General features: G+C 44.6%; 12 protein-coding genes. 1 reads left to right on the top strand and 11 read right to left on the bottom strand.

All coding sequences use genetic code 11. The features are described from left to right. Positions 1-39 precede the first annotated feature (39 nt). From pnpS to citZ, 5 genes are all read right to left on the bottom strand, one after another. Positions 40-1,440, bottom strand: coding sequence for a two-component system histidine kinase PnpS (pnpS, locus tag M3191_RS14545; RefSeq protein ID WP_251701102.1), 1,401 nt, complete (start codon positions 1,438-1,440; stop codon positions 40-42). Next, a complete protein-coding gene (locus tag M3191_RS14540; protein ID WP_251701101.1) occupies positions 1,437-2,141 on the bottom strand; it encodes a response regulator transcription factor in 705 nt (234 codons plus the stop codon). Before M3191_RS14540 ends, pnpS begins: the two co-directional genes overlap by 4 nt. Positions 2,142-2,194: 53 nt before the next feature. Continuing rightward, the gene (locus M3191_RS14535) at positions 2,195-2,671 is read right to left on the bottom strand and encodes a MaoC/PaaZ C-terminal domain-containing protein (RefSeq protein ID WP_251701100.1); all 477 of its coding nucleotides are present in this window, start codon (positions 2,669-2,671) and stop codon (positions 2,195-2,197) included. Positions 2,672-2,803: 132 nt separating this feature from the next. Further along, positions 2,804-4,063, bottom strand: coding sequence for an NADP-dependent isocitrate dehydrogenase (gene icd / locus M3191_RS14530; protein ID WP_251701099.1), 1,260 nt, complete (start codon positions 4,061-4,063; stop codon positions 2,804-2,806). A gap of 95 nt (positions 4,064-4,158) precedes the next feature. Beyond that, the gene (gene citZ / locus M3191_RS14525; protein ID WP_251701098.1) at positions 4,159-5,274 is read right to left on the bottom strand and encodes a citrate synthase; all 1,116 of its coding nucleotides are present in this window, start codon (positions 5,272-5,274) and stop codon (positions 4,159-4,161) included. A 179-nt stretch (positions 5,275-5,453) separates the two neighbouring features. Here citZ and M3191_RS14520 point away from each other — a divergent pair, with 179 nt between their 5' ends. Then, the gene (locus M3191_RS14520) at positions 5,454-6,428 is read left to right on the top strand and encodes an AI-2E family transporter (protein WP_251701097.1); all 975 of its coding nucleotides are present in this window, start codon (positions 5,454-5,456) and stop codon (positions 6,426-6,428) included. On the opposite strand, the gene M3191_RS14515 is transcribed toward M3191_RS14520, so the two are convergent. From M3191_RS14515 to M3191_RS14490, 6 genes are all read right to left on the bottom strand, one after another. Beyond that, positions 6,418-6,801: an FxsA family protein gene (locus M3191_RS14515; protein WP_251701096.1), complete on the bottom strand. Its 384-nt coding sequence runs from the start codon at positions 6,799-6,801 to the stop codon at positions 6,418-6,420. The genes M3191_RS14520 and M3191_RS14515 overlap by 11 nt on opposite strands. A gap of 69 nt (positions 6,802-6,870) precedes the next feature. Beyond that, positions 6,871-8,631 carry a pyruvate kinase gene (pyk, locus tag M3191_RS14510; protein ID WP_251701095.1) on the bottom strand — a complete coding sequence of 587 codons (1,761 nt, stop codon included), beginning with the start codon at positions 8,629-8,631 and terminating at the stop codon, positions 6,871-6,873. 46 nt (positions 8,632-8,677) lie between these two features. Beyond that, entirely contained in the window at positions 8,678-9,640 is a 963-nt protein-coding gene (gene pfkA / locus M3191_RS14505; RefSeq protein WP_251701094.1) for a 6-phosphofructokinase, read from the bottom strand. An 86-nt stretch (positions 9,641-9,726) separates the two neighbouring features. Next, positions 9,727-10,680, bottom strand: a complete 954-nt coding sequence (locus M3191_RS14500) for an acetyl-CoA carboxylase carboxyltransferase subunit alpha (RefSeq protein WP_251701093.1) — start codon at positions 10,678-10,680, stop codon at positions 9,727-9,729. A 2-nt stretch (positions 10,681-10,682) separates the two neighbouring features. Further along, complete coding sequence (accD, locus tag M3191_RS14495; RefSeq protein WP_251701092.1) at positions 10,683-11,537, bottom strand: acetyl-CoA carboxylase, carboxyltransferase subunit beta; 855 nt, start codon at positions 11,535-11,537, stop codon at positions 10,683-10,685. After that, positions 11,534-12,184: a FadR/GntR family transcriptional regulator gene (locus tag M3191_RS14490; RefSeq protein ID WP_251701091.1), complete on the bottom strand. Its 651-nt coding sequence runs from the start codon at positions 12,182-12,184 to the stop codon at positions 11,534-11,536. The genes accD and M3191_RS14490 overlap by 4 nt, the downstream gene beginning before the upstream one ends. Positions 12,185-12,484 lie beyond the last annotated feature (300 nt).

The raw sequence follows: 12,484 nt of genomic DNA, 5'->3' as shown, positions 1-12,484 counted from the left end.
TACGGTCAAGGGGCAGTTTTGGTTTCAAAAAAATCCGCCTTAAGCGGATTTCTTTGGTAAACGTATAGTAAATATAGACCCGGCACCTAGTTCGCTTTCAACGGCAACCTTTCCACCATGCGCCTCAATCAGATGCTTAACAATTGCCAACCCAAGACCTGTGCCACCGGAATCCCTGCTTCGCGCACGATCCACTCTGTAAAACCGTTCGAACAGCCTTGGCAGCTCCGTCGGATCGATTCCCATCCCCTCATCCTTCACTTCAATAATTGCTTCATCGTAAGATTCCGATACATTGATGGTTATTGTCGTATGCTCTTTCGAATAATTGATAGCGTTGGTCAACAAATTCACCATCACTTGGATCAGTCTGTCTGCATCCGCGTCAATTACAATTTTTGATTGATTGTTTATGACAATGCCCATACTTTTCCTTTCAAGCAATCCGTTAATGATCTTTACCGCATTGTTAACGACATCAGGAACGAAGACCTTGCTATATTGCAGCTGAAAACCTTCTCTTTCAATTCCCGACAACTCCAAAAGGTCGTTAATCAATACATGCAAACGATCGCTTTCCTTTTGAATGATTCCAAGGAATTCCTTAGATATAGATGGATCATTCATTGCACCGTCCAATAAAGTCTCGGTAAATCCTTTAATGGAGGTGATTGGGGTGCGCAACTCGTGGGAAACATTGGCAACAAAATCTTTACGGATTTCCTCCAATCTTACGAGCTTTGTAATATCATGTGTCACGACAATGATACCAAGCCAATTTCCGTGACGCCCGATAACAGGCGCCCCATAAACATTAAAGTGGGATTGACCGTTCCGGATTTGCCTTTCGTGCACTTGCTCCGTCAAAAAAACGTCTTCAATCAATCTTTCAATGCCTTGTGGCAAGCCGATGTCCATGAACGTTTTTCCAATCAATTCATCCCGCTTAAATCCAAAGGTTTTTTCAAATACGCCATTTAAAAGATTGACAGACCCCTCCCTTCCGAACATTAGGAGACCATTGCCCATGCTTTCAATTAATGTTTTCAGCCGTTCCTTCTCCATTGCCCGTAATATGGAAGTCTCCTGCAAATTCCTCGCAACCTGATTAACCGCGATGCCGAGCGCATTATAACTCCCTAAATCATCAATCGGCGTCCTCGCCAAATAATCGCCGCGCGCAACTTTCTCGACCGTATTTGTCACTAGATCGATTGGTTTTGCATATTGCCTAATGACACGGGCACTTAGCATCAAGGACAGAATATACGTTATGGGTAAAATGACGAGTAGGAAGATCCAATACTTTTGTTGGACCCGCAATGTTATTCCATCGTCGATCATATGAAAAAACTGGCCAAGGACAACGCCAAGACCAGTCAACAGAATCAACAATATGATGGCAAAAGCGATAAAAAGTCTGGAGTTGAGACCTTTCATTTCAATTTCTGCTCCTCGAATTTATATCCGATCCCTCTAACCGTCTTAATGAAAATTGGTTTTCTCGTATTATCCTCAATCTTTTCCCGTAAATGACTGACATGCACATCAACAATCCGAGTATCTCCGGCAAAGTCGTAATTCCAAACTGCGCTCAATAATTGATCACGAGTGAGCACACGGTTTTTATTTTGCATGAAATAGACGAGCAGTTCAAATTCCTTCGGAGTGAATTCCAATGCTTCCTCATTCAGATAAGCTTCGTACTGCTCGGGATGAACAGTAAGGGATGCCGAACGGAGGATCTGCCCTTCATCCTCATTAATGCCAGTCCGCTCTCCACTGCGTCGTAGGACCGCCTTCACTCTTGCGATCACTTCACGGGGACTGAACGGTTTCGTCATATAATCGTCCGCTCCAATTTCCAATCCCAAGACTTTATCGGCTTCTTCACCTTTAGCTGTCAACATTATGATAGGCGTGTTAATATTCCGTTGCCTAAGGATTTTGCACACTTCTATGCCATCCATTTTCGGCAGCATGAGGTCGAGCAGAATTAAATCGGGATTTTCGTTTTCTACCTTCACTACCGCTTCTTCCCCATCAGCCGCCATGATTGTTTCGAAATTAGATTGTTTCAGATTATAATCCAATAATGTACGAATCGGCTGCTCGTCGTCTACAATCAAGATTTTCTGCATGACTTTCTTAATCCCCCTTAAATGCTCACTGTTTATATACTCTTTGTTCAAATTCAGAAGTTTTCCATTGCATCAGAAGTCAGGTTTTCACGGATGGATGGCGGAATAACCGTTACGGTGCCTGAAATGACGGTTTTCCCATCTTCATTCGCAGCTTCAACTTGAATCACAACGGACCCTTTCTCTATTTCCACGCGGATCACTTCAAATAGAAAATCGATTGTTTCATAATGATGTACATGATTAGGGAAGGCCAAATGCTGTTCCGCGACATGAGACCCCGGACCAGGCAAATATTTCGAAATGGCGGACGTGATGATTCCGTTTAACATGATCGTCGGCACAATCGGCTTGTCGTATTCGGTTCGGGAAGCATAATCATGCTGGATGTACAGTGGATTGGAGTCGTTTGTAAGACCTAGATAAAGTAGTAAATCCTTATCCTCAATCTTTTCGGTGAGCTTCAGCTTTTCACCTTCAACAATTTTATCAATTTCCCTGCCAATCCGTCTTTTTTTTCCTAAAATCAAGTGTATTCCCCCTTCATTTTCCCGCTCGGAATTAGTGTTATAGAAAGTGTATCAATTTTCACTCCAAAAGAGAAGAAACTTGGTTGGCATTAAAAAACCGGGAAGCATCAAGGCTTCCCGGTTCCATAAATATTATAGGTTTTTGATCAATTCATCAGCAAACTCGGACGCTTTCACTTCTGTTGCTCCATCCATCAAACGAGCGAAGTCATATGTGACAACTTTAGAAGCGATCGTTTTCTCTATAGAAGCAGTAATCATGTTTGCAGCTTCGTTCCATCCCATATGCTCAAGCATCATTACGCCTGAAAGAAGAACGGAAGAAGGGTTCACTTTGTCGAGACCAGCATATTTCGGAGCTGTACCATGTGTTGCTTCGAAGATTGCATGTCCAGTTAGATAGTTGATGTTAGCACCTGGAGCGATACCAATTCCACCGACTTGGGCTGCAAGTGCGTCAGAAATATAGTCGCCGTTCAAGTTCATTGTCGCTACAACATCGAACTCCTTCGGACGCGTCAAGATTTGTTGTAGGAAGATATCGGCGATTGCATCTTTAACGATGATTTTGCCAGCAGCTTCTGCGTCTGCTTGCGCTTTGTTCGCAGCGTCTGTCCCTTCCGCTTCCTTGATCTTGTCATATTCGTTCCATGTGAACACTTTATCACCGAACTCTTGCTCCGCAACTTCGTAACCCCAGTTTTTGAAAGCACCTTCAGTGAATTTCATGATGTTCCCTTTATGAACAAGAGTCACGGACTTACGGCCTTCTTTAAGCGCATAATTGATTGCACCACGAACAAGGCGCTTTGTACCTTCTTCGGATACAGGCTTAATACCGATACCGGAAGTTTCAGGGAAACGGATGTTTTTTACACCCATTTCGTCTTGTAGGAATGAAATCAATTTCTTAACTTCATCTGTACCTTCTTGGTATTCAATACCAGCGTAGATATCTTCAGTATTTTCACGGAAGATGACCATATCGCAGTCTTCCGGGCGTTTAACAGGTGATGGAACCCCTTCGAAATAACGAACAGGACGCAAGCATGTGTAGAGGTCCAACTCTTGACGAAGCGCTACGTTCAGAGAACGGAAACCGCCGCCGATCGGAGTTGTCAAAGGACCTTTGATAGCGATAAGGTACTCATCGATTGTGTCAAGCGTTTCTTGTGGTAGCCATTCTCCAGTTTCGTTGAATGCCTTTTCTCCTGCAAGAACTTCTTTCCATTCGATTTTCTTTTGGCCGTCATATGCTTTATCGACCGCCGCCTCCATAACGCGAGAAGCCGCATGCCAAATATCAGGGCCAGTACCGTCTCCAATGATGAATGGGATTGTTGCGTGATCTGGAACGTTAAGAACTCCGTCAGTTACTGTAATTTTAGCCATTTTACTTTCCTCCATTTCAAGATGAGGGGGCCGATAGTTGTCCTATCTCCCCGATGTATCACTTGTGATTCCGGTCGATAAGATCGGGATACAAGTTATCTTTCGTTGATTGGCACGTATTTCTGCATGTCTGGTCCGATATACTCCGCACGTGGACGGATCAGTCTATTATTGGAGTATTGCTCCAAGATGTGGGCCGTCCAACCTGAGAATCGGGACACTGCAAAGATAGGTGTAAATAGATCATGATCAATGCCAAGCGAATGATATACCGAAGCCGAATAGAAATCCACGTTCGGTGGTAAATTTTTCTCGCCTGTCACGATTGATTCGATTTCAAGGGACATATTATACCATTTCTCTTCTCCGCGGAGTTCTGTCAATTTTTTTGACATCTCACGGAGATGCTTCGCACGCGGGTCGCCTTTACGGTATACACGGTGGCCGAAGCCCATGATTTTCTCTTTATTGTCAAGTTTTTCTCTAATGTAAGATTCGACTTTTTCTTCTTCACCGATTTCCATGAGCATCTTCATTACCTGCTCATTCGCACCACCGTGAAGAGGGCCTTTAAGTGCTCCGATTGCAGCCGTTATGCCGGAATACATATCGGAAAGTGTTGCTACACAAACACGCGCAGTGAAAGTGGATGCGTTCAATTCATGGTCAGCGTGAAGCACTAATGCTTTATTGAATGCTTCGACAGCGATGTCTTCAGGCTCTTCACCTGTCAACATATATAAGAAGTTTGCTGCATAGCCAAGTTCCAGTTTAGGAGCAACGGGCTCTTGACCTTTACGGATGCGAGAGAAAGCAGTAACAATGGTTGCCACTTTCGCTTGAAGCTTGATTGCTTTTACATAATTGGCTTCATCAGACATATCTTCAGCGTTTTCATCGTATAATCCGAGTAGGGAAATTGCTGTGCGCAATGCCGCCATCGGGTGTACTTCGCCAATCGGATATGTCTTAAAATGATCGAGTACAGGCTGTGGAACCGACATATTATCCGCAAGTTGCTGCTTTAATTCTGCTAGCTCGTCCGCTTTTGGCAGACGTTGGTGCCATAAAAGATAAACAACTTCCTCAAAGCTTGCATTTACTGCCAGATCATCGATATCGTAACCGACGTATGTAAGAGTGTCATCAATTATAGAACTGATGGCGGATTGTGTCGCTACGATTCCTTCCAAACCTTTTGATGCTGTCATTTAAATCGCTCCTTCAGTCAATATTGCCGTTTCATCTACTAAAACTTTCAAATTACGGCAAATCTACTTTTTATTTAGTACTGTCTGAAACGCTTACAATCCCATTATAGTCAAATAGTACAGTTTTGTGAATGGAAACGCTTGTTTTCTTCATAAATTAATAGAAAAAGGATGAAAACTTGCTAAAAAGTCATATAAAACAGCAAACTCTCCAACCATTGGCCATGAAATGGATTCCTGCCATACTTGCAGGAATCTTCATCTTTGCAGTTCCACCCGTCGGAATCGCTATCATCATCGCCTATTTTACTTCTCCTATTTTACTAGCAGTCCGGGCAATGACAAAACTTCCTTTAACGATCGCAACTTTTTTCGTCATGCTTTCAATTTTATTCATTTTCAGCTCGTTTAGTTTCATCGCATTGCATGGACTTATGGATACCGTGCCTCTTATGGAAAAACACTTGTCAACATTTACTGGTAAAACAAATTTGACAGGGAAAATCCTTTCATTCCTTGAGGAGAAGATTATTGACTATGGACATGCGTTGCTCGAATACGCAATTACATTTACCGCCACTTTTTTCCAACGAATTTTCAGCATGTTCATCTTTCTCGTCGCTTATTTTTTTGCATTGCGCGAATCAGGTAAAAACAAGTTTTGGTTTCTAGTCTATTTCCCCGTCGGCATGCGTGCATCAGCCAAACGTATTTTCACCAAGTCCGGCGAATTGTTCGGTACTTTCGCATTTGTTGAAGCCCGATTGTTTTTATTGACGTTCATCATCCTAATCATCGGGTTCTCACTTCTCGGCTTTGAATCGCCGATAGGCACAGCATTCCTTGTATCCATCGCCGATAGCTTGCCATTATTAGGCATAGGTCTATTTCTGATTCCGATGTCGGCATTCTTTCTCTACTCAAACCAACTGTTCATCGGTGTATCGCTCGCCTTGCTATATATTTTCGTCGTTGTAACGAGGCAATTAGCTGAATCCTATATGTGGGCTTCCGCATTTCGCGTAAAGGCGATCCATGCTTTTTTCATCACCGTATGTTCATTGTACTTATTCGGGTTACCAGGCATTCTGTTAACTCCATTTCTTCTGTTCGCAGCCCTTAAACTGAAAAAGCATTCGTCTTTCACCGAATGACTATCCTGCCCTGTTTCATTTTTTTGTAAATCCAACCGATGATAAATGGCCGGATTATTTTCCGAGGTCCTTTGAACAACAGCAAAAGTCCCGCAATATCCGTAATGAACCCGGGCATGATCAATAAAATAGCGCCAAAGAAAATACAGACGCCATCAATCACGGCATTTCCAGGGGCCTCCATCGTTCCCATCCTGTTCTTCAAATCAGCCAGTGCCTTAAAACCTTGCCTCTTTGCAAGGTAAGCCCCTCCGATCCCACTGACAAGGATAAGCAGAAGTGTCGGCATGATTCCGATTGTGTTTCCCGAATAGAGCAATATCATTATTTCCGCAGCTGGTACGAGGATAAATAACGGCAGCAGCCATTTCATTCCACAACAACTCCAATCCTAAAAAGGCCGCTTCCGAACCAAATTGGAAGACAGCCTAAATACATTTTTTTATAATACTCTTGCATGTCCATTATAAATGACTCCGGATTCCGCATCCATCGTAATGTCTTTTCCAGTGACAATAATCTCAGTCGCCTTCTCGACTCCGACAATGACAGGGATGCCTAAACTAAGACCGACGACAGCCGCATGACTTGTCAAACCGCCCTCTTCTGTTATTAGACCTGCGCACTCTTCAATTGCAGGCATCATATCGCGGTCGGAAGAATAGGTGACAAGGATCTTCCCTTTCATGTTATGCGCCAATGCTTCCTGGGCGTTATGAGCGACAACCGCTTGTCCGAAAGCGACTGATTTTCCTATTCCCTGCCCTTTCGCCAGCAGATCCCCGATAACATGGATTTTCATCAAATTCGTCGTTCCTGCTTCGCCGACCGGTACGCCTGCCGTAATAATGACAACATCACCATGAGTTACATATTGGTGCTTCACACTTTCCTCGACCGATTCCTGCAAAATCTCATCAATGGAATTCACTCTTTTGCCGATGACCGGATAGATTCCCCATACAAGCGACAATTTCCTTGAGCATTCATCTGAAGCGGTAATCGCAATAATTGGGCACCCCGGGCGATATTTGGCGATCATTTTGGCGGTGTGACCGCTTTCCGTAGGAGCTAGCACTGCTTTCACCTTTAAATTGATGGCTGTATACGCAGCAGCCTGTCCGATTGCTTCCGTCATATTGCCGTGTTTTTCTCGGCGGCGTGTAGAAACGACTGAACGGTAATCGACTGCGTTCTCAGCTGTTTTCGCAATCCTGTCCATTGTACGGACGGATTCAACCGGATAGAGTCCCGCTGCCGTTTCCCCGGATAGCATGATTGCATCCGAACCGTCCAAGATTGCGTTCGCAACGTCACTAGCCTCAGCTCGTGTAGGACGTGGATTCCTTTGCATGGAATCGAGCATCTGTGTCGCAGTGATGACAGGCTTGCCAACCTGATTGCACTTTTCGATCATGTTTTTTTGGACAATCGGAACTTCCTCTGCAGGGATTTCCACACCTAAATCGCCACGTGCAACCATCAATCCATCGGATACCGTCAAGATTTCATCCAAATTGTCGACGCCTTCTCCGTTCTCAATCTTGGGAATAATATGGATATGTCCTCCATCATTTTTCTCAAGTAATTCCCGTATCTCCATAACATCCGACGCTCTTCGCACAAAAGAGGCTGCGATGAAATCGACATTTTCCTGGATGCCGAACAAAATATCTTCTTTGTCCTTCTCGGTAATTCCAGGAAGCTGTACCGAAACGCCTGGAACGTTCACGCCTTTTTTATTTTTTAACGTCCCTGAGTTGACAACAATCGTATGGATCAAACCTTTTTCTAGATCCTTTCCGACGACCTCCAATTGAATCAACCCATCATCCAATAGAATGACAGATCCTTTATCCACGTCTTCGATAAGCTTCTCATATGTAACTGAAAAAACATTGTCGTTCCCTTCCACTTCAGACATCGAAATATCGACGTGCTGGCCGGTGATCAATTCGACTTGTCCATTTTTCATCGAGTGAGTCCGAATCTCAGGACCTTTCGTATCAAGTAGAATTCCGACTACTTTGCCTGTCTTTTTCGATGCTTCCCTAATGGCTTGAATCCGGGCTTTATGCTCTTCATGCGAACCATGTGAAAAGTTAAGCCGTGCTACGTTCATACCTGCCTCGATCAACTGTTCAAGTAACTCCGGTGATTCGCTGGCTGGTCCGATTGTGCACACAATTTTTGTCTTTCTCATCACAAAACGCCCCTTCGTATTGTACTCGTCATATAGAGTAGTTTGGTCAAATCGACAATTCTTTGGATAACTTATACAGTTCCATATCCAAAGCATGGTCTGTTGGTGCAAATACCACTTCTAAGTCATAGTCTACCACCTTATGGTTTTGCATACCAATAGCTACACCGCCACGTCCTTCACTCAACACTTCGACAGCCCTTGCCCCATATTGGCTTGCAATGACCCGATCGCGGGCGGACGGGGAACCCCCGCGTTGGATATGTCCGAGGACGGATACCCGCGTTTCAATTCCCGCATTCTCCTTCAACAAGTCTGCTAAAGCCGAACCGGACATGACACCTTCTGCGACAACGATGATACTATGTTTCTTCCCACGGCCAGTACCGCTCTTCAATCGCCGTACGATTTCATCCATATCATAGCCTTCTTCAGGTATAAGAATCGTTTCTGCACCACCTGCGAGCCCTGACCAAAGTGCAAGATCACCGGCATCCCGACCCATCACTTCAATGATGAAAGTGCGTTCATGCGATGTTGCGGTATCCCGGATCTTATCGATTGCATCTATGACTGTATTCAGTGCAGAGTCAAAACCGATTGTAAATTCCGTGCCATTAATATCATTGTCGATTGTGGCAGGAACACAAACACACGGAATTCCCATCTTCACTAATTCAAACGCACCTCGGAATGATCCATCCCCACCAATGACGACGAGGCCATCGATATGATGTGCCTTCAACTGGCGAACCGCTTCATTACGCCCTTCCTCTGTCATGAACTCCGGAGAACGGGCGGATCTTAGCATTGTACCACCACGTTGGATAATGTCGCCGACAGAACCGAGTTGCAACAATTCAATCTTTCCTTGGATGAGTCCTTGATAACCATTGAAAACCCCAGCAATTTCAAATCCGTCATGAATCGCTTTCCGTACAACCGCACGGACAGCGGCATTCATGCCGGGTGCATCTCCCCCACTTGTCAATACACCGATCTTTTTCAAATGGATCACCCCTTCGTGTTTAGTTCACTATGTATTGTAAATGATTTCTTATAACACGAAAAGATGCGGGGGAAACCCGCACCTTATCATTCTGAAAACACACCGATATTACGAAACTTATTATAACGGTCATCTATAATTGCATTGACATCCATTTCACAGAGCGAGTCTAATGAAGACTTCAATACTTTTCTCATTTCTACAGCCTGCGCTTTCGGATCACGATGTGCGCCACCAAGCACTTCTGGAATAATCTCATCAATGATTCCCATTTCCTTTAAATGTGGAGCAGTGATTTTCATCGCCTCTGCGGCCTGTTTGGATAGGCTTGCATCCTTCCAAAGAATGGACGCTGCACCTTCAGGGGAGATGACGGAATACGTCGAATGCTCCAACATATGGATATGATTAGCGACACCTAACGCGAGCGCGCCTCCACTGCCGCCTTCTCCAATGACGATCGAAACTACCGGCACTTTCAATCCTGCCATTTCAATGAGATTGCGGGCAATCGCTTCACTTTGTCCGCGTTCTTCAGCCGCTTTTCCGGGATAAGCACCTTTCGTATCGATAAAGCAGATGATCGGACGGCCGAACTTTTCAGCCTGTTTCATTAACCGCAATGCTTTTCGATACCCTTCCGGATGGGGCATCCCAAAATTGCGTTTCACATTTTCTTTTGTGTCTTTCCCTCGCTGATGACCAATCACTGTAACTGGCATCGATTCGAAAAATCCGATTCCGCCTATGATTGCCGCGTCGTCCCCAAACGAGCGATCTCCGTGCAGTTCCATGAAATCCTCGAACAGTTCAGCGATATAATCCTTAGTCGTCGGTCGTTCCGGGTGCCTTGCCACTTGAACGCGGTCCCAAGGCTCCATATTGCTATAGATTTCAGTCTCTAAATTGCTTAATCTCGTTTTCAATTTCCCGATTTCATCGGAAAGATCAACTTCATTGGTTGAAGTGAATTCTTCAAGTTCATCGATCTTCTCCCGAAGTTTCACAATCGGTTCCTCAAATGCCAATGTCTTGCTCATGTTTATTTTACCTCCCTTACGTGCAGTCCGACCAGTTTAGAAAGGGTCTCCGTCAATTCACGACGATCGATGACTGCATCGAGTTGTCCATGATCCAAAAGGAATTCGGCTGTCTGGAAATTGTCCGGCAGCTTTTCCCTTACAGTCTGCTCGATCACCCGTCTCCCCGCAAATCCGATTAGGGCCTTAGGTTCAGCTAAGTTAATATCGCCAACAGACGCGAAGCTTGCGGATACTCCTCCAGTTGTCGGATAAGTCATGACCGAGATGTACAGCAATCCTTTGTCAGCATGGCGTTGCAGAGCAACACTCGTTTTCGCCATCTGCATTAAGGACAATACACCTTCCTGCATACGTGCTCCACCGCTCGCAGAGAAGATGATGACGGGAATACTTTTATCAGTAGCGGCTTCAATTGCCCGTGTGATCTTTTCGCCGACAACCGATCCCATTGAGCCCATTCGGAAATGAGAGTCCATTATCGCAACTGCAACTTCATTTCCTCCAATTTTCCCAATTCCAGTAAGAACCGCCTCGTTTAATCCGGTCTTTTCCGAATCCGATGCAATCTTCTCGGTATAGGACGGGAATTTCAATGGATTTTCCGACTTTAAATGGTCGTCCATCGATTCAAAAGTGTTTTCATCAAAAAGGCATTCGACACGCTCCCATGCCGTCATCTTAAAATGATGATCGCATTTCGGACAAACTTTTGCTGTTTTTATTAGATCTTTCGTCAGGATGATCTGCTTGCAATCCGGACATTTCGTCATGATCCCTTCCGGCACATCGTTTTTCGCATCAGCCGAAGGTATCGTTATCGCCTGCTTCTTTTTTGTAAATAATTCACGGATCATTCTTCGTTTTCCCCCTCGATATGTTCAATCCACTTGTTATAGTCAGTTAGTGCGTTTAGTACGTCTCCTTCAATCAAATGCTTGAGCAACGATCTCACAATGTCGTTTTCAATGCCTACCGTCATTTGCTCGTATGGAACTTTGCTATATCGTTTCAGTATAAACCAAATTTTCAATGATAATCGGTTGTCAGTCGCGACAATCATTTCCCGAATTATATCCTCCCGGAAAACTTCGCCGTCTTCGTCGAGCTTCATGATCAGCCCTTCCCAAACAGGCAAATTACGTTTGTGTACATCCTCGCAGATTGTTTGAATTGCCGCTTTTTCATGGATAATTCGTGTATCCGTTACATCCGTTGCCGCTTTTGGCTGTTGCATGACAAACGTCGAAAGCACTTCCACAAGCTGGTGCTTTTTGAAATCTGCAAGGAATGTCCCTTCACCGCGGCGAGTTTCGATTAGCCCAAGCAGCTCAAGGCTTCTTAGTGCTTCGCGGACTGTCGACCTTCCGACTTGCAGGCGTTCTGCCAAGACACGTTCAGATGGTATTTTGTCACCCGACTTGATGCCTTCTGCCTTGATCATCAGCCTGAGTTCGTCAACGATGTCCAGGAACATTTTAGATGATGGTTTTGTATTTTGCATACGGCCGCCCCTCTTGGAATTAGTAATCCGAGTGGTCTGACCACTTCTTTTACTAGCATACAGAAAAGTGATCTCATCGTAAAGAGATATCTGGGAATTAATGATGAAAAGACAAAAAGAGACATGATTCAACATGTCTCTTGTAAAGTTTGATAAGTTGATCTCCACTCCTGGCGGACGCTTTCTTACCTGTAGTCAAGTGTTTTACTAGATTTTTTCACTGCTTGAATGAAGGTGTAGGGTCCTGTCAATATACTGTTGCTTTCCGTTCCGGCGCTCGCTTTCCGCGGGCATGGCTTG

The sequence above is a fragment of the Sporosarcina luteola genome (assembly GCF_023715535.1).
Classification (GTDB): domain Bacteria; phylum Bacillota; class Bacilli; order Bacillales_A; family Planococcaceae; genus Sporosarcina; species Sporosarcina luteola_B.
The sequence above is the reverse complement of the archived record's forward strand: the minus strand, read 5'-3'. Positions and strand labels throughout refer to the sequence as shown.

Excerpts from the sequence above, each read along its gene's own strand:
- icd (WP_251701099.1), bottom strand. The coding sequence starts at position 4,063 with ATGGCTAAAATTACAGTAACTGACGGAGTTCTTAACGTTCCAGATCAC.
- pnpS (WP_251701102.1), bottom strand. The coding sequence starts at position 1,440 with ATGAAAGGTCTCAACTCCAGACTTTTTATCGCTTTTGCCATCATATTG.
- accD (WP_251701092.1), bottom strand. The coding sequence starts at position 11,537 with ATGATCCGTGAATTATTTACAAAAAAGAAGCAGGCGATAACGATACCT.
- M3191_RS14490 (WP_251701091.1), bottom strand. The coding sequence starts at position 12,184 with ATGCAAAATACAAAACCATCATCTAAAATGTTCCTGGACATCGTTGAC.
- citZ (WP_251701098.1), bottom strand. The coding sequence starts at position 5,274 with ATGACAGCATCAAAAGGTTTGGAAGGAATCGTAGCGACACAATCCGCC.
- pyk (WP_251701095.1), bottom strand. The coding sequence starts at position 8,631 with ATGAGAAAGACAAAAATTGTGTGCACAATCGGACCAGCCAGCGAATCA.
- M3191_RS14540 (WP_251701101.1), bottom strand. The coding sequence starts at position 2,141 with ATGCAGAAAATCTTGATTGTAGACGACGAGCAGCCGATTCGTACATTA.
- M3191_RS14500 (WP_251701093.1), bottom strand. The coding sequence starts at position 10,680 with ATGAGCAAGACATTGGCATTTGAGGAACCGATTGTGAAACTTCGGGAG.
- M3191_RS14515 (WP_251701096.1), bottom strand. The coding sequence starts at position 6,801 with ATGAAATGGCTGCTGCCGTTATTTATCCTCGTACCAGCTGCGGAAATA.